General features: G+C 41.9%; 20 protein-coding genes. 13 read left to right on the top strand and 7 right to left on the bottom strand.

Annotated elements, in window-relative coordinates:
- The first annotated feature begins 137 nt into the window (after nucleotides 1–137).
- The 10 genes from ANME2D_RS07405 to ANME2D_RS07360 all read left to right on the top strand — a co-directional run bounded on the left by ANME2D_RS07405 (nucleotide 138) and on the right by ANME2D_RS07360 (nucleotide 6983).
- Nucleotides 138–503 (top strand): roadblock/LC7 domain-containing protein, encoded by a 366-nt coding sequence (locus tag ANME2D_RS07405; protein WP_048090175.1) that lies wholly within the window; start codon nucleotides 138–140, stop codon nucleotides 501–503.
- Nucleotides 504–507: 4 nt separating this feature from the next.
- The gene (locus ANME2D_RS07400; protein ID WP_048090173.1) at nucleotides 508–1950 is read left to right on the top strand and encodes an ATPase domain-containing protein; all 1443 of its coding nucleotides are present in this window, start codon (nucleotides 508–510) and stop codon (nucleotides 1948–1950) included.
- A gap of 5 nt (nucleotides 1951–1955) precedes the next feature.
- A complete protein-coding gene (locus tag ANME2D_RS07395) occupies nucleotides 1956–2240 on the top strand; it encodes a hypothetical protein (protein WP_048090171.1) in 285 nt (94 codons plus the stop codon).
- On the top strand, nucleotides 2237–2533 hold the full coding sequence (locus ANME2D_RS07390) for a hypothetical protein (RefSeq protein ID WP_048090169.1): 297 nt from the start codon (nucleotides 2237–2239) through the stop codon (nucleotides 2531–2533). Before ANME2D_RS07395 ends, ANME2D_RS07390 begins: the two co-directional genes overlap by 4 nt.
- Before the next feature lie 92 nt (nucleotides 2534–2625).
- A complete protein-coding gene (locus ANME2D_RS07385; RefSeq protein ID WP_052368646.1) occupies nucleotides 2626–3732 on the top strand; it encodes a PAS domain-containing sensor histidine kinase in 1107 nt (368 codons plus the stop codon).
- Nucleotides 3725–4141 carry a response regulator transcription factor gene (locus tag ANME2D_RS07380; protein WP_048090167.1) on the top strand — a complete coding sequence of 139 codons (417 nt, stop codon included), beginning with the start codon at nucleotides 3725–3727 and terminating at the stop codon, nucleotides 4139–4141. Before ANME2D_RS07385 ends, ANME2D_RS07380 begins: the two co-directional genes overlap by 8 nt.
- A gap of 13 nt (nucleotides 4142–4154) precedes the next feature.
- Entirely contained in the window at nucleotides 4155–4754 is a 600-nt protein-coding gene (locus tag ANME2D_RS07375; protein WP_048090165.1) for a DUF2150 family protein, read from the top strand.
- 6 nt (nucleotides 4755–4760) lie between these two features.
- Nucleotides 4761–5699, top strand: a complete 939-nt coding sequence (locus tag ANME2D_RS07370) for a class I SAM-dependent methyltransferase (RefSeq protein WP_048090163.1) — start codon at nucleotides 4761–4763, stop codon at nucleotides 5697–5699.
- A 20-nt stretch (nucleotides 5700–5719) separates the two neighbouring features.
- Complete coding sequence (locus tag ANME2D_RS07365; protein WP_048090161.1) at nucleotides 5720–6481, top strand: 23S rRNA (uridine(2552)-2'-O)-methyltransferase; 762 nt, start codon at nucleotides 5720–5722, stop codon at nucleotides 6479–6481.
- Between the two features lie 61 nt (nucleotides 6482–6542).
- Nucleotides 6543–6983: a carboxymuconolactone decarboxylase family protein gene (locus ANME2D_RS07360; protein ID WP_048090159.1), complete on the top strand. Its 441-nt coding sequence runs from the start codon at nucleotides 6543–6545 to the stop codon at nucleotides 6981–6983.
- Between the two features lie 27 nt (nucleotides 6984–7010).
- Here ANME2D_RS07360 and ANME2D_RS07355 read toward each other — a convergent pair whose 3' ends face one another.
- Genes ANME2D_RS07355 through ANME2D_RS07345 form a run of 3 tightly spaced genes read right to left on the bottom strand, consistent with a single transcriptional unit; the run spans nucleotide 7011 to nucleotide 9605 of the window.
- Nucleotides 7011–7208 (bottom strand): hypothetical protein, encoded by a 198-nt coding sequence (locus ANME2D_RS07355; RefSeq protein ID WP_048090157.1) that lies wholly within the window; start codon nucleotides 7206–7208, stop codon nucleotides 7011–7013.
- Nucleotides 7209–7256: 48 nt separating this feature from the next.
- The gene (gene mmp10 / locus ANME2D_RS07350) at nucleotides 7257–8489 is read right to left on the bottom strand and encodes a methyl coenzyme M reductase-arginine methyltransferase Mmp10 (RefSeq protein ID WP_048090150.1); all 1233 of its coding nucleotides are present in this window, start codon (nucleotides 8487–8489) and stop codon (nucleotides 7257–7259) included.
- Between the two features lie 39 nt (nucleotides 8490–8528).
- Nucleotides 8529–9605 carry an ATP-binding response regulator gene (locus ANME2D_RS07345; protein ID WP_048090148.1) on the bottom strand — a complete coding sequence of 359 codons (1077 nt, stop codon included), beginning with the start codon at nucleotides 9603–9605 and terminating at the stop codon, nucleotides 8529–8531.
- 288 nt (nucleotides 9606–9893) lie between these two features.
- Between ANME2D_RS07345 and ANME2D_RS07340 the strand changes: the two genes are divergently transcribed.
- On the top strand, nucleotides 9894–10691 hold the full coding sequence (locus tag ANME2D_RS07340; RefSeq protein WP_048090146.1) for a helix-turn-helix transcriptional regulator: 798 nt from the start codon (nucleotides 9894–9896) through the stop codon (nucleotides 10689–10691).
- Nucleotides 10692–10697: 6 nt separating this feature from the next.
- Here ANME2D_RS07340 and ANME2D_RS07335 read toward each other — a convergent pair whose 3' ends face one another.
- Both ANME2D_RS07335 and ANME2D_RS07330 read right to left on the bottom strand, forming a co-directional pair.
- A complete protein-coding gene (locus ANME2D_RS07335) occupies nucleotides 10698–12710 on the bottom strand; it encodes a hybrid sensor histidine kinase/response regulator (RefSeq protein WP_052368644.1) in 2013 nt (670 codons plus the stop codon).
- A 15-nt stretch (nucleotides 12711–12725) separates the two neighbouring features.
- Complete coding sequence (locus tag ANME2D_RS07330; protein WP_048090145.1) at nucleotides 12726–13256, bottom strand: response regulator; 531 nt, start codon at nucleotides 13254–13256, stop codon at nucleotides 12726–12728.
- Nucleotides 13257–13434: 178 nt separating this feature from the next.
- Here ANME2D_RS07330 and ANME2D_RS07325 point away from each other — a divergent pair, with 178 nt between their 5' ends.
- Nucleotides 13435–13722, top strand: coding sequence for a MarR family transcriptional regulator (locus ANME2D_RS07325; RefSeq protein ID WP_048090552.1), 288 nt, complete (start codon nucleotides 13435–13437; stop codon nucleotides 13720–13722).
- A gap of 269 nt (nucleotides 13723–13991) precedes the next feature.
- Nucleotides 13992–14171 carry a hypothetical protein gene (locus tag ANME2D_RS07320; RefSeq protein ID WP_048090142.1) on the top strand — a complete coding sequence of 60 codons (180 nt, stop codon included), beginning with the start codon at nucleotides 13992–13994 and terminating at the stop codon, nucleotides 14169–14171.
- A gap of 97 nt (nucleotides 14172–14268) precedes the next feature.
- Here ANME2D_RS07320 and ANME2D_RS16825 read toward each other — a convergent pair whose 3' ends face one another.
- Both ANME2D_RS16825 and hisS read right to left on the bottom strand, forming a co-directional pair.
- Nucleotides 14269–14751 carry a GNAT family N-acetyltransferase gene (locus ANME2D_RS16825; protein WP_052368642.1) on the bottom strand — a complete coding sequence of 161 codons (483 nt, stop codon included), beginning with the start codon at nucleotides 14749–14751 and terminating at the stop codon, nucleotides 14269–14271.
- Complete coding sequence (gene hisS / locus ANME2D_RS07310; RefSeq protein WP_048090140.1) at nucleotides 14748–15974, bottom strand: histidine--tRNA ligase; 1227 nt, start codon at nucleotides 15972–15974, stop codon at nucleotides 14748–14750. The genes ANME2D_RS16825 and hisS overlap by 4 nt, the downstream gene beginning before the upstream one ends.
- Nucleotides 15975–16007: the final 33 nt, after the last annotated feature.

The following is a 16007-nucleotide window of genomic DNA, read 5'->3' as shown; positions in this document are numbered from 1 at the left end:
CCCGGTTATCCCGGATCAAGGTAACATTAAATAGCCTATACATATTTATATCTGGGGAATGACTAAGACAAATGTCTTAGAAATGGTAAGTATTATGTTTATAATGATAGTAAACATTCAATATAGTACAGATAAACATGACGACAATAGAGATGCTTGAGGAGATTCTGGACGACCTAAAACATATCGGAGGTATTGAAGCCTCGGCTGTGGCAAGCAGGGATGGTTTACTTATATGCTCAAATGTATCCCGAAAACTCCAGGCAGAGACGTTTGCAGCAATGTCGGCTACGATGCTGGGAGCGGCAGAAACCGCAACCGCAGAGCTTGGAAAAGGCGTTCCAGACAGGATTATAGTGGAATCAAAAAACGGAAAATTAATCGCAACCGGAGCGGGATCAAAGGCATTGCTTCTGGTTATGGCCAGACCGAATGCAGGCCTTGGATTAATCCTGGTTGAAGTAGCCAAAGCATCCCAGAAGATAAAAGAGATTTTGGAGTAATAATATGAAACAGGTTGCTACAGGGGTAAATGGTCTTGATAATGTGCTGGACGGAGGTTTTCTCAGACCATCAGCAGTATTGATAGCAGGCACAGCGGGAACTGGAAAAACAACTTTCGTTATGCAATCTCTCTTTAACGCAGCAAAGAATGAAGAGGTTTGCATGTATATCACCGCGCTCTCTGAGCCTATAGCCATGATCAATAATTTCATGTCCAAGTTCTCTTTTTATAATATTTCATTACTTGGAAAAGGTAATGTCAAGTATGTGCCTATTGATATCAATATAATCCGCAAAGGCTCAAAAGCTGTTATAAATGAGATGGAGAGGAACATAGAGCTGGTCAAGCCTGATCGGATCGTCATTGATCCTGCAAATGTGCTTGTTTTTGGGCTGGATGAGGAATCCCAGCGTCAGTTCTACTATGATTTCTTTACAGCTATGAAGGGATGGAATTCCCTTGTTCTATTAACAGGTGAGTTTACTTCTGACACACTTATTAAAAGCACTCTTAGTTATCTTGTTGATGGTATTATCTATATCAGCAACGAGCCTTTTTTAGAGAGAAGCGTACGCCATGTTAGTATTCTCAAAATGAGGGGACAGGATTTCTGTAGTGGAAAACATTCATGTAAAATTACAAAAGACGGATTCACGATATTTCCGCGATTGCCTCTGACAGACAGGACATCTATCTTAAAAGAGCGTATATCCACCGGAGTAAAAGGATTTGACCAGATGACAGGTGGAGGCTTCATTCGAGGCTCATCAATATTGATCTCAGGCTCAAGCGGAACCGGTAAAACAACAATCGGAACACAGTTTATTATGAACGGCCTATTAAGAGCCGAACCTGGAGTGATCGTCTCATTTGAAGAGGATGCGATGCAGATACGCGAGAATTATAAAATGTTCGGCTGGAATTTAAAAGGATATGAGGATAAGAATCTGCTCAAAATAATATCCCCTCTTGAGTTTGATGCCAACGAGCTTGCGATCCAGATTAATGAGATAATCGGTAAAATAAATGCCAGACGCATGCTGTTTGATGGCACAGGAAAGCTTTATCGGATGATGCCGGGATATATCCAGTTCCCGGAGTATATGGCAGGTATTATCAGCAATATGAAAAATAAAAATGTTACAGCCATCTATACAAACGAGGCTTCTAACCTGACAGGAACAGCACAGATTACAGGTACAGGCATTTCCCCTACTATGGACACTGTAATATTACTCAGATACGTGGAAATAAGAAGCGAGATGCGAAAAGCCATATCAGTACTTAAAATGAGAGGCAGCGATCATGACAAGGAGATAAGGGAAATTATTATCAATAAAGAGGGAGTTGAAATAAAACTACCATTCAGCGAATATTCAGGATTATTATCAGGCAGCCCGGTAAAGACGCTCCCTGAGGCTTTCGTAGAGGCTTTTAAAAAATAATAAATATGTGGGACACTATATTGATACAGAGGATCATTGAAATATATGCCTGGATTGTAGCTGTTCTCATAGTAATCTTTATAGCTTCAATAGCTGAATTCTACCAGAAGAAATTCGGTGTAAGAACCTTCTATTATTTCTATACTATCCCTATAATCATTCTTCTCGCTGCTGCATTACATATAATCTCTTATCGTACATCTTTCTCTGAATTGATAGGATTTCTGGGCTCTGTAGCTTCTTTTACAGCAAGTTATTACCTGTATAGAATAATGGTAGGTGAAAAATGAACACAGGTATGGAATTGCTTGATTCAGTATCATATCTTTTATTTGCATTGATTCTTTATATTCTAAGCATTCTCAGCAGACGATTGGGCGAAGTTATGGGGATGAAGAGGTATTACTATCTTTATTATGCAGGTATCTCCTTTGTATTATCGGGTTCCATTGTAAGGGCATTATCACTGGCAGAGTTTGAATATTCGTATCTTCTGGGGTATGCGCTATTTGCAGCAGGACTTACTCTCAGCCTTATTGCAACAGTAAAATACTGGGGATGGCTAATCAGAGAATATAAATGATTATGTGATCCTATCAGAGAAATGAGGAAAAGAACCAGATCAGGACAAGGGACAAATATAATATTAGTCTAAGAGATATAACGCTGCAAAAGATGCTTGAAGAAGAGATACTCAACAATATCAATCTTGCAATCCATGTAGTGGATAGAGATATGAAAATACTTGCTGTTAATAAGGAATTACTTAATCTTAACAGGGGAAGGCTCAAAGAGGAGGATATGCTGAACAGAGATCTTTTTGAGGTATTTCCGCAACTCAGGGAAAAACATATCGACAAAGAATATGAGTATATCATTAACACAGGAGAGACCATCCAGAGTGAGGATAAAACAGAGTACAACGGGGACATAATCTATACCAGTACATCCAGGATTCCAATCAAGGATAAAAACGGGAACGTTGAGAAGATCATTACAGTAATGAGAGACGTATCAGATCAGAGAAGGCTTGAAGAAGAACTTAAAGATTCCTATGAGGAACTCAGGTTAACCTATTCAAAGCTCAAAGAGCTTTATAAGATAAAAGATAGTTTTCTCTCAAATATGTCGCATGAACTCAGAACACCACTTACATCCATTATAGGATTTACAGAGCTTTTGCTTGAGGAAGATATAACCTCAGATCAGAAGCATAAGCTTGAGATAATCCTGAGAAACTCAAAACGCCTATCGAGATTAATAAGAGGACTTCTCGATACATCGCTCATCGAGTCCAGTGACTTTCAACTGGATATACAGACATTATCGATCTATGACCTGATAACCCAGGTTCCAGAGGATATAAAAACAATGGCATTAATCAAGGATATACCCATAGATATCGATATTCCTCAGCATCTGGCAGTTGAGGGTGATAGGGACAGGTTGATACAGGTGTTCTCAAGTATAGTGGATAACGCAATCAAATATACAATAAAAGGAAGAATAAAGATAACAGCAGAAGAAGAGGATAAATGGATACATATAAGAATAGACGACACAGGTATCGGCATCCCTCGGGATAAGCTTGATATGATCTTTGACAGATTCTATCAGCTTGATTCAATATCAGCATATGTACCAAACCATGGAGGAACAGGATTGGGTCTCTGGATCTCAAAAAACATAGTGGAAGCCCATTCGGGCAAAATCTGGGCGGAAAGTAAAAATATAGGAAGCACCTTTCATATTTTATTACCTAAAAGGGGATACAATGGATAAGGATATACCTGCCAAAGAAGTGCTTATAGTGGATGACGAGCCTGACACGCTTGAGCTTGTTAAGTTAGTTCTTGAGAACGGAGGCTTTAAAGCATTACTGGCTACAAGTGGAACAGAAGCACTGGTTATGATCGAAGCTTCAAAGCCCGATCTTGTGCTTCTTGATATCATGATGCCTGATATGGATGGATGGGAGATCTTCAGGAGAATCAAAGATAAATATCCAGACATCCCTGTTGCTATTCTAACTGCGAAAACACAGAATATAGATAAACTGCTTGGGTTACATGTATTGAAGGCGGATGACTACATAACAAAACCATTTGGTAAGAACGAATTAATAGACAGAGTGAGAAAATTAACAGGTCTAACAGAGTTTAAAACGATCGAAAATCAAAACACAAATTAGAGATGGAGAGACAATGCAGGAATCAAAGTATACAATCCCGTTCTATACTGAAGAACGATGGCAGAACTGGATAAATAAAGTAAAAGAGAGCGGATTTAAGCTTGATGATCAGGACAAAGGGGCGATTTTTGTATATATGGAAGATGATGTGGTTCTGGCATGCCTGAAGATAATAGCAAAATATGATAATAAACTGCTCTCCAGTGAAGATGCACTGAAATACCTCAACGAAGTAAAGGAAATAGTCCTAAAAAAGGTTGATCCTATAAACGAGGATATTGACATGATGATAGAATCCGTGCAGTTATCACTGATTGGTGTTTTTGCATCATGCGAATGCTATGTAGAAGGGGCATTTGAGAAAAAGAAATCCCTTGATAAACTGATAAAGAGCGCTGTGAAGGCAGAAGAGGAGGATAATATGGGGGCTGCCCTTGGTTATATAGCAGAGATCGGTGCAAATATCCTTGCTGGTGGGAAGATCAGTGAAAAAGCTCTTGATGATGTTCCTGAAGGGCTTGTAGCTGAGTGGCTTGATGGCATTGATTCAATCAGTGCTGCCATGATCGGTGACACAAGCTACCGTGAGGATGAACCTGATGAAGGCGATTAGAGAATAATGCTTATTCACGGTATCCTGGGTCTTGGGAACAGGGAGAATATATATTTTGTTGAGGATAGCTATGCATCCTTAAAGAATAATACGCTATCATTACACTATTTAGAGAATATAAGCAAAGACCCGCCAGATGAGATTTACGGGATCGAGGATGAGAATGGGAGCGTAATCGGGCTTGTTATTTACAATCCAGAGACAGAGGATACACCTGGATTCTGGTCTATCTTTACAGATATCGTGTCATCAAAACCCGCACCAAATGAGAGCAGCAGGAGGTTCTCTAACATTGCAGGGAATTTGAGATTGAGCAGGTTGCACAGAACTACCTGTAAGGAGTTTAATCGCGCAGTGATTGAGTATTACTCCCTGGCGCTGGTAAACAGGCAATTATGCGAGAACTGCCATATATCAAAAGAGCCATACGATATGATCTATATCGAGAGTAGAAGATCCAGGCTTAAGGAACTGCTGGATAGATATAAGCTCAGGGGAGATATGCTTGAGATATGCTGCGGAAACGGCATGTCCACCCTGCCGCTCCATGAGATGGGATACGCTCCTGTAGCAATCGACTTTGATAAGTGCCAGGTATGCCAGGGGCTTGAGCACAGTGTGCTTGAGCCTGAGAGGACGATTGTTCTTGATGCCACCAGCCTCTCTCAGTTCTTCCATGAGAATACATTCGATACAGTGTCTGGTTTTATGCTCGGTACGATCTATCCCTTTAACAGAGGCATATGGGAGGGAATGATGAGCGAAGCAGTAAAAGTATTAAAACCAGGCGGGATGATATTGTTAACAGTGAACAAAAGAGAAGAGATCGAGGTACTTAAGTGCGCTCTTGAGATGAACAGGATAACAGGGAGTATAATAGATAATACAGATGGAAAAGGCATATATGATCAGTGGGTATATGTGGGGAGTAAATCGTCAAATTAGTTAACATTACCAGTATTACCATGCCACGCGACCGCAGAGATTATTATTACAGGAAGGCTAAAGAGAAGGGGTACCGCTCCCGTGCAGCTTTTAAGCTCAAGCAGATCAATGAGAGGTTTAACATCATTAGAAAAGGAGATACTGTTGTTGATCTTGGCGCAGCACCTGGTGGATGGCTGCAGGTAGCTCATGAACTCTCTGGTGCCAAGGTAGTTGGCGTGGATATACTGCCGATAGAGGAAATAGAGGGCGTGGAGACGATAAAAGGTGATATCCGGCTTGACAGCACTGTAGAGAAGATCAAAAAGAAGATAAAAGAAGGTGCTGATGTGGTCATCTGCGATGCTGCGCCCAGTCTTTCAGGGAGCTGGAGTTATGACCATGCCCGCTCTATAGATCTTGCCGAATCCGCTCTTGAGTGCGCAAGGAAGCTACTGAAACCAGATGGAAGATTTGTGGTAAAGGTTTTCCAGGGAGATATGTTCCCTGATTTCCTGAACAAAGTGCGTGATCATTTCGTAAAAGTCCAGGCTTTTTCTCCACAGGCTACTCGAAAGCAAAGTGCTGAGATATATGTTATTGGAAAGCGATTGTTGCCAGGTCTTATAAAAATAAATCAGGAGTACACTGTTACCATAGAGGATATAGGGGCAAGCGGGGACGGGATTGCCAGGATCAACGATTTTGTCATATTCGTTAAAGATGCAAAAAAAGGAGAGAGGCTTAATATCAGGATCCGCGATGTTAAACCCCATTTTGCTTTCGGGGAGAGGATCGAGTAAAATCTTGAATCTTAAGCAAAATACAAATATTTATTAGTATAGGATTGAAGAATCCATTAACATGGATCTACAGAGGATTGAAAAGATTTTAAAAAAAGAGCCTGATGAAGCTGCTGAAGAGCTATTGAAGGAAGTAGAGAAAGCTTACGGTGAAATACCGTATATCCTTGACTTTATGAAACAATCGCCTGAATTACTTGTTACCAAGATTCTTTATGATAATGCAATATTCCGGGAATTTAAACGGTTAGACCTCAAAACCATAGAATTGATATCAATCGGGGTATCTGCTGCACTGAGATGTGAGCACTGCCTGAAGATGCATATCCGTGTTGCCCGGCGGCTGGGCGTAACGAAGGAAGAGATCTTTGATGCCATACTGATTGCAGGCTCTCTGTCCAATGCAGCAGTCCTTGCTGAAGGTACAAGGGCTATCGATTCTGAGAAGCTTAAAGATGAATGCGAGGTATGCGGGATTCCTGAGGAGAGAGAAGAAGGGTGAAACTATAAAAAAGATGGAATAAGCCATCTATTCACCGAAAACTTCTTCTAAAGTCAAAAGCTCTCCTCTTTTCTTCTGAGATAAAGTATCTTTTATTAATTTTTCCTCATCTTCCGTTAAAGTTATATCTTCTGCACCAGCTTCTACAATCTGTTTCAGGTAATCTAGATCCTCCCTGATTTTCTTAATCTCTCTTAAAATAAGATCAATATTGGCATTTTCCATAGATATTACCAATCAATAGACGTTATCTTAAATCATATAAATATATCGTCAGATCGGCCTTGTTCCAAGTAAATTTATCATCTGTATGAATTCAGTGAAGGCCTCCACTTCTTTAGCCAGAACCTCATCCCTGGTCATCGAAATGCTCATCTCTCCATCAACAGTCAGCATATCAGGCCCTCTGCGAACCAGCCTGTCTATCCCATCGCCTGACAGTATCTTCTTGACCTCAGGATCATGAACAAATGATCTGCCCGGAAAGAAGACCGTCTCTTTTACCTGGCTCAGGTACAGTGCCTTTATATCCTCAATGGTGATCAGGCAGCCTATATCCTTTTTTACAGACACGATGTTCACCAGCCCCCCGAGTCTATCAAAGATCTCTCTCAGGGGCGAAGATGCAGCCTCACCTGTGATTATCGTAGCTTCTTTTGTGATCTCAGGCAGTTTTGAGAGTGCCTCGCTTTCGTTTCGAATTGCAAACGGTGAGCCTGTCTCCGGGTCATATAACGGTGTTCCAGAAACACGGAATTCGAATCTCTCGTTTATATTATCAACTATAGATTTGAATTCAGAGAGCGTGTGAGGTACAACGCCTTCAATTATAGGTGCATTCCCGAGGATCAGACCCTGATCAGATGCATTAGCAAAACGCATCAGTATCAATCCTCTTATACCCATCTCTTCAAGATCCGAGCATGTTTTTAAAAGTACATCGCCATCATTAATACCGGGAATAAGTACGGTGGCAGCATATACATCGCACTCTCCTGCCAGGGTGCGAAGCGCCTCTAATGAATCCTGCGGTGTCTTATCATTCATGTACCTTTGCCGCAGTTCCGGATCTGTAGCAAAAACTGTGAATGTTACCTCGCTCACACCGTGGTTGATGAAAAACAGTGCATCCTCTCTATTCAGACCTTTCCCGCTTGTATAACCTATATGTATCGGCCTTTTGTACCCGGAGAGGAATTTCACAAGGGATCTAAGCTCAGGATAGCAGCTCACATCACCCCCCCCGCTTATATTAAATTTTGATACGTTCCTGTTAAAAATAAGCGCCTGGTTTATCTCCTGTGCTACAACAGAGACTGGCTTAAAACCAGAATAGCCCTCCCTGACATTCTTCGTGCAGTAACTACAGCCCCTCTGAAACGGAAGACAGTACTTGCACCCAAAAGCAGGGACTTCTTTTTCTTTTACACCTCTAAAATAACAGTACCTGCAAAAACCACGGCAATCAAGCCCTGGTCTTCCTCCTATATCTGCGAGTATTTCCATGCCTGTACGAAACGTGGGAGAGTTTAATAAATCTATGGATTATCGGTTTATGACCTCATGTATGGTGTGCAGCAATCTCTGTGCAGTGTAAGGCTTTGGCAGAAAGGCATGTACATAGTCTGCTATGTCTTCAAGCTCACTCGTATCAGTTGATCCACTGACTGCGATGATCTTAACAGCAGGATTAACCTTATGCAATATCCGGATGCATTCCGGGCCTTCCATAACAGGCATCGCCATATCCATAAGAACAACCATGATATCTTCTCTGTTCTGTGCATACAGTGTTGAGGCCTCTGCCCCGTCACTGGCTGTTAGCACTCTGTACCCGCTTGTCTTCAGTGTAGCACTGGTAATCTCACGGATCGGTGTCTCATCGTCAACAATGAGAATCGATTCTCCACGACCTTCAGGAGGCTCAAAATGTCCTTCTGATTTTTGCATTTCTGTTATTGCAATAGATGATAGATAGACTTTATCTGCACGTCCACGTGCAAATGATCTAATCTGTTTTACCAGATCTGCTCCTCGGTTGGCGTTTCTCTCAAGTATACCAAGCAGTCTCTGGCTCTCTTCATCTTTGAACTTCTCTTTTAATATTTGCACAGATAGGATTATTGGCGTCAGTATATTGTTGAGTTCATGTGCTGTTCCTCCAGTGCCTGCACTCTCTATTGTCTTCTCCAGAACCTGCCTGCGCTCTGTGATGTTGCGGCCAATGTTCAGGATTCCGATAACTTCTCCATGGTGAAGCTGCGGTGTTATTAAGAGTTCCATAGTTACGTATTCACCTGATCTTGAAAGAATGCGCGATTCAAAGCCTGGAGGTAGTTCTCCATTCAGGACGCACTGATACATCTCCATCAAAAAGGACAGATCATCAGGATGAATGAGGGACTCATAGTTCTTGTCAAGCCACTGCATGCGCGGCCAGCCGGTGATCCTCTCAAATGCCGGGTTCAGGAATGTAACAATATTGTCCCTGGAGATCGTAAAAATAATATCCCGAGCGCTTTCAACAACACTTCGATAGCATGTCTCCAGTTCAGCAGCTCTCTGGTGTGGCTCTGCTAATCTATCCGCTTGTTGTTCTCTAGCCGTATTCCTGTTTTTCATTCTATCCACCTCTTTTAATAGCAGTTTGCATAATTATAATCCCTGCCATAGTGCAGGTTCGGACTTGAATCCCTCTTTATACTGCACAAAACATCACCTGTTCCATACTGGCAGGCAATAATTGTGCTCGACCTACTACTCTGTGTTAAGATTTGAAGATATATCAAGTTTTCCCATATATAAGCAAAGTTGCCTGAATTTAGCAATATAAAGAGCTTGAAACCATATATGTAAAGTTATTATAATTATAATGAGACATATAGGCAAGAAAGAAGGGATGTAACATAGATGAACACAGATAATAAAAACGTTCTCAACCTGGCCATCTGCTCTAATTTGCGAAAAAATATACTCATAAGCCTGATCGATGGAAAAAAATCTACAGGCAATCTGAGAGATAATCTAAAAACAAGCTCTTCAACAATCATACATGCATTAAGAGAGCTTGAGAGGAACCACCTTATTTTTCAGGATAGGTTTAGAAACTATATGCTTACAAATACTGGCAGGATTATAACCCTGAAACTAATAGATTTTAACAATGCGGCAGAAGCTTTGAAAAAGCACGAAAAATTCTGGCTCGGGCACGACCTGAGCGGGATTCCAGAGCATCTTATGGAAAAGATCGGATGGTTGAAAGATTCAAATGTGGTACAGATAGATCCACTGGATATTATTAAAATGCGTGATGTTTATACAGGTTATATTAAAACAGCAAAGTGGATCAAAAGAGTCTCTCCTGTGTATTCCCCGGACTATACGGTTATATTCAAAGTGCTGGTTGAGAATAGCATTGATACCTGTCTTATATTAAATATGGATATATTTAATAAACTGAAAAATATTATAGGCCTGGAAGATATTAAAAATGCAATCTCTAACCACCGCCTGGAGGTATTGATCACCGATGAAAAATTAAAAGTTGCCCTTACAGTAACCGATACTCATATTTCACTCGGGCTATTTACAACCAGCGGGGTATACGATACAACGTATGACCTGATCGGTACTGATGATATGTCAGTTCGCTGGGGCTATGAATTATTTGAGTACTACAGAGGAAAGGCAAAGAGATACGAAATATGAACCGCTCTATTTTGCGCTTATGACCTCATATACGGTCAGGAGCAATCTCTGTGCAGTGTAAGGCTTTGGCAAAAAAGCACATACATTATCTGCGAACACCTCAAGATCATTCCTATCAGTTAATCCACTGATAGCGATGACCCTGACACCAGGATTAACCTTACGCAGCGTTCGGATACACTCCGGGCCTTCCATAACTGGCATCATCATATCCATAAGAACGACTTTTATATCATCTTTTTTTTGCGCGTATAATACTACTGCTTCAGCCCCGTTACTGGCTGTTAGCACTCTGTACCCATTTGTTTCCAGTGTGGCACTGGTAATCTCACGGATTGGGGCCTCATCATCGACAACTAGAATTACTTCCCCCTGCCCCCTGGGCGATAGAGGCTGATCCTCTGCTTTTTGCGTTTCGTTTGTTATAACAGCAGGTATATAGAATTCAAATGTTGTCCCTTTCCCAGCCTTACTGTACACATTTGTGAATCCACCGTGACTTCTGATGACTGTAAGTGATGTCGAAAGACCAAGACCTGTGCCTTTGCCGTGCTCTTTTGTAGTGAAAAATGGCTCAAAGATCCTGCCCATTATCTCGGGTGGAATGCCCACTCCTGTATCAGAGACCGAAATCATTACATAAGGGCCAACTCTGGCCTCGATATTCATACGAACGTAGTTTTCATCAATGAGAATATTCTCAGCACGGATGCTCAGGGTACCGCCGGATGGCATTGCATCCCTGGCATTCACGCACAGGTTCATCATGACCTGATGCAGTTGTGTTGCATCTCCAGATATGGTCCAGAGGTCTTTTGGTGTATTAGCCCTAACATAGATAGATCTTGGGAATGTCTCCTCTGCGATCTTCTTAATTTCAGATATGATATATGCTACCTGGATAGGTTTTCGTTCACCTTCAATCCCTCGCGCAAATGATAGGACCTGGTTTATTAAATTAGCTCCGCGCATTGTACTTCTCTCAAGTATATTAAGCAGCCTCTGGCTCTCTTCATCCTTGAATTTTTCCCGCAATATTTGCACTGACATCATTATTGGCGTCAGCATATTATTGAGATCGTGCGCTATACCTCCCGCGAGCGTGCCTATACTTTCCATTCGCTGAGCCCGAAGGAACTGAACCTCAAGCCTCTTTTTCTCAGTGATATCAGTATTGATGACCAGTATAGATTTTGGATTCCCTTCACTATCGCGTACCAGGGTCCAGCGGCTCTCTACTGTGATTTCCCTTCCATCTTTTGTTACCTGCTGCAGCTCACCTGCCCACTCACCCTCCTTGATAACTTCCTGCTTTGCTTCAGTGAGATATGGTGATTCTTCTGTATAAAGAAGCTCATCAGCTTTTTTGCCTGTAGCCTCTTCTGCTGTCCAGCCATACAGGTGCTCTGCTCCTTTATTCCAGTATGTGATTCTGTGTTCTAAATCCCGGGCTCCGATAGCATCATGTGCTCTGTCCAGAAGGGCAGCTTGTTCTCGTATCTGTTCCTCAGCCCGCTTGCGCTCGGTCAGATCCATAACAACTATATAGAGAGCCGATACTTCATCCATCTGCAATGTGTTTATGGAGAGATATGCAGGCACGTGTGCCCCATCCCCTGTCAGAAAAGTGCTCTCTCCCCTGCTGCACCCGGCCCGGCCCTGCCGAAGCATCTCATCGAACATAGCCTGATCATCTGGCAGGATGAGTTTCTGAATCCTTGTACCCATCACTCTCTCAAGCGGCATTCCAAGCATCCTGGCAAAGCCACGATTGCAATAGAGTACTGTATCATCTGCTGCCAGCGTAACAGCTCCCTCCTTCATTTCCTCAATAAGGATACGGTAGGTCTGATCAGCACCTTTGAGCGTAAAAACCTGCTCTCCCTGGTTACCTGAGATCACCAGTGCATCTACTTCGCCACTTCCGATTGCGTGCAACGTTTCTTCTGCCTCAAGAAGCCGGGAGCGAAGTTTCTGGATTTCAAGCAGAAGTTCTCCATATGTCCTGGCTATTTCCATCACTATGTCACCTGATTAAACCCTGGAGCGCCTCAGGACAGTACGAATCCTTGCCTTGAGCTCACTGAGGTTAAATGGCTTTGTAATATAGTCATCTGCTCCCCTCTCCAGACCTTCTATTTTATTGCTTATATCGTCCTTCCCTGTCAGCATAATAATCGGGATCAATTCGGTCAGTGGATCTTCTCTCAGCCTGTTACATACCTCATAGCCATCCATATCTGGAAGCATGAGATCTAATATGATTAAATCTGGAATCTCAGAGCGTGCTTTTTCTATTGCCCCGTAGCCAGCATAAGCTTCGATTACACTGTAGTTATCTGCTTCAAGGGACATCTTAAGCGGGACAACTACATCTTTCTCATCATCAACAATCAATATTTTGACCCGCGTATCTGATAAACTTTCTATCCTGTCGATTACCTCGTCTATCTTTAAACCGAGTTGCGATGCAATCTCAGTATCAGTGATATCTGGCCTCTGTTTAATAAGTTCAAGTATCTGATTATCAATTAAACTTTGCCTTACCACATCTAAACCTTGCATTGCCACATTTCCAGTTTAAACTAACTTCTACTTAGCATTTACTATTGATTTGCGCCGGGGTTAAAGTTATCTATATATAACACAGTTAATTTTTAGTGAAACTCGTATAAAAAAAGAAAAGGTTATACATAATTAAGAAGAATAATAATAATATTACAATGATATGAATAATAAGGAAATGAGCTATCTTGAAAAAATATTTGGAAGAAGTGCCCAGACGCTTGTACTTGAGAATCTCATAAATAAAAAAGGTGAGTTCACCTATTTATCAGGGATTGCCAGGGAGACAGGGCTCTCTCACTCAAGTGTAGCAAGAGTAATAGAGCCACTTGTTGAAAGTGATCTTGTAATTGAAAAGAGAATGGGTAAACAGATCAGGACATTTACCATAAACGAAGAAAACCCTGTGGCGAAGCTAATTATAGAATTTTATAATAATCTGAGTGCACTGCAGGATGAGAAGTAGCCTGACATTATATGATTAAGCAGGAAGCTCCAGCCCGAAAAGCGCAAGTAGTTCGCATGGTTACCCTATTGAGCCTGTCGGTTTTCTATGCTGTCTAAATTTTCTAACTATTGTTCTATAACCGTAAACCCTATTTTATTTTTTATCAGTTTCTCTAATTATAGAAAGGTTTAAGTATTAATAATTATAGTAATAAAACTTGTCTAAAAATAGACAGGTTTTTCTACACAAGGTAGAAGATCTATAGTAAAGAGAAAGGCGGTGAGTGTATGACATACTCCATAGGAGACATTGTAAGATTCAAAGTTGGATCGGATGAGATACAGGAAGGGGAAGTCCAAATTGTCGAGGAGAGACATGATGAAAATATATTATATATAAACAGTTTCAGTGGCTGGGCATACAAGGTCAATGAGGAAAGGGTTGTATCGTTGATCTCTGAGAATTAGTAAAATCCTATTTAACCAAAGGAGTGGGACATTATCGGGGAGAAATAGCAACAGCTGTTGCTATTTCTCTCCAATCCTCAATCATATAGCCAGGTTTTTATATAATTAGATTTTTTACCATATATATTGATCCTTGCTCTCTTGTTATCTCACAGAATCCGAATCGTTTATAGATACTAATGGCTCTATGATTATTTACTTGGACCAACAGACTTAGATATTGTTTGTTACGTTTCAGGGCAAAACTCTCTAACCATTTCAAAACTTGCGTCCCTATTCCTTTACCCTGATATTCTTTTTTCAACTGCATTGAATTGATGAAGATGTCATTTTTATCTTCTCTCTCATCGAACCAGAGATAGCCCATAAACTTATTGTCATCGTAAATAGTTTTAACAACCCCGGTTAATAGTAATTTGTCCAGGTATTTCTTTTCAAAATTTTTATCCCATTTTAACCCCAGTGCAATTTTAACTATATGTGCCATATTCTCTTTTGTGACCACCATAATCTCCATAATATCTTTTTTATTTAGATTATTTAACTTAAATTGGGGGGGTACAGTGTCTGTAGTTTTCACATTTTTCCTGCCACTTCCTCTACAGTAAGCAGCACCTGCTCCCCGGTCTTCATATCCTTAAGTGCAACCTTTCCAGCTTCAAGCTCATTCCTTCCCACGATCACAACATGGCTGGCACCTATTGTATTGGCATACGACATCTGGTCTTTGAACTTCCGCCCCATAACATCAACATACGTCGCCACATGCTCCCTGAGCCTTTTTGCGATGACAATCGCCTCTTTGCGCGTGTCCTCAAAAGAGACTACCACAATGCGTTTTGCCTCTGCGGGTTTTACCTCGCATATCTCCATGATCCTGTCAAACCCGATAGCATAACCTGTTGAGGGCGTATCCTCTCCTCCGAACAACTGGGCAAGTCGGTATGAGCCTCCGCCGCATACCTGGTTCTGCGCTCCAAGGCCCTCACAGTATATCTCAAACACCATGCCGGTATAATAATCAAGACCCCTTGCGATCCCAAGATCCACCTGGTACTCAAGCCCGTAAACATCCAGAAGCGAAAGCAGGGTCTCGAATTGTGAGATTACCTCAATATTCCCCACCAGCTCCCGCGCCTCTGGCATTGCATTGATGCCCCTGAGCCCGATCAGGCGGAACAGCTTACCCTTGATCTCATCAGGCGCTCTGATTTCATCAAGAAAATCCTCAAGCCCTTTATCATCCTTTTTATCAACCAGCCGCATGATCTTGCTCTGATGCCCTGGCGGGATATCCTTCAGCAGGGCGCGCACGATCCCGAGATGCCCCACATGCAGATCCCCCCTGACACCAACGCTGTTTAGCATTTCAACCGACAGTGCGATAACCTCGGCATCTGATTCAGGGCGGGCGCTTCCTATGATCTCTATGCCGAACTGGAAAAATTCCCGAAAGCGCCCTTTCTGGGGGCGCTCGTACCTGAAACAATTATCAAAATAATAGAATTTCAGGGGTTTTGGAGACCTCTGGAGCTCCTCAATATACATCCTTACGACCGGTGCTGTGAGTTCAGGGCGCAGCGTGATCTCACGGCCTCCCTTATCTTTAAAGTTATAGATCTCACCCAGGATTCCCTCACCCGATTTTATTGTAAAAAGCTCTATATGCTCAAAGGTAGGTGTCTTTATCTCCCCGTATCCCCATCGTATGGCAACCTCACGTAACCTGTTCTCAACATACTTTCGCTTTGCCATCTCATCAGGCAGGAAATCACGCGTACCTCTGGGTCTGTGGAATTCCATCAATATACTTCCTTTCGCCCCCGTGTTAGGGCT

The sequence above is a fragment of the Candidatus Methanoperedens nitratireducens genome, from assembly GCF_000685155.1.
Classification (GTDB): domain Archaea; phylum Halobacteriota; class Methanosarcinia; order Methanosarcinales; family Methanoperedenaceae; genus Methanoperedens; species Methanoperedens nitratireducens.
This window is presented reverse-complemented; position numbering and strand designations above follow the sequence as displayed.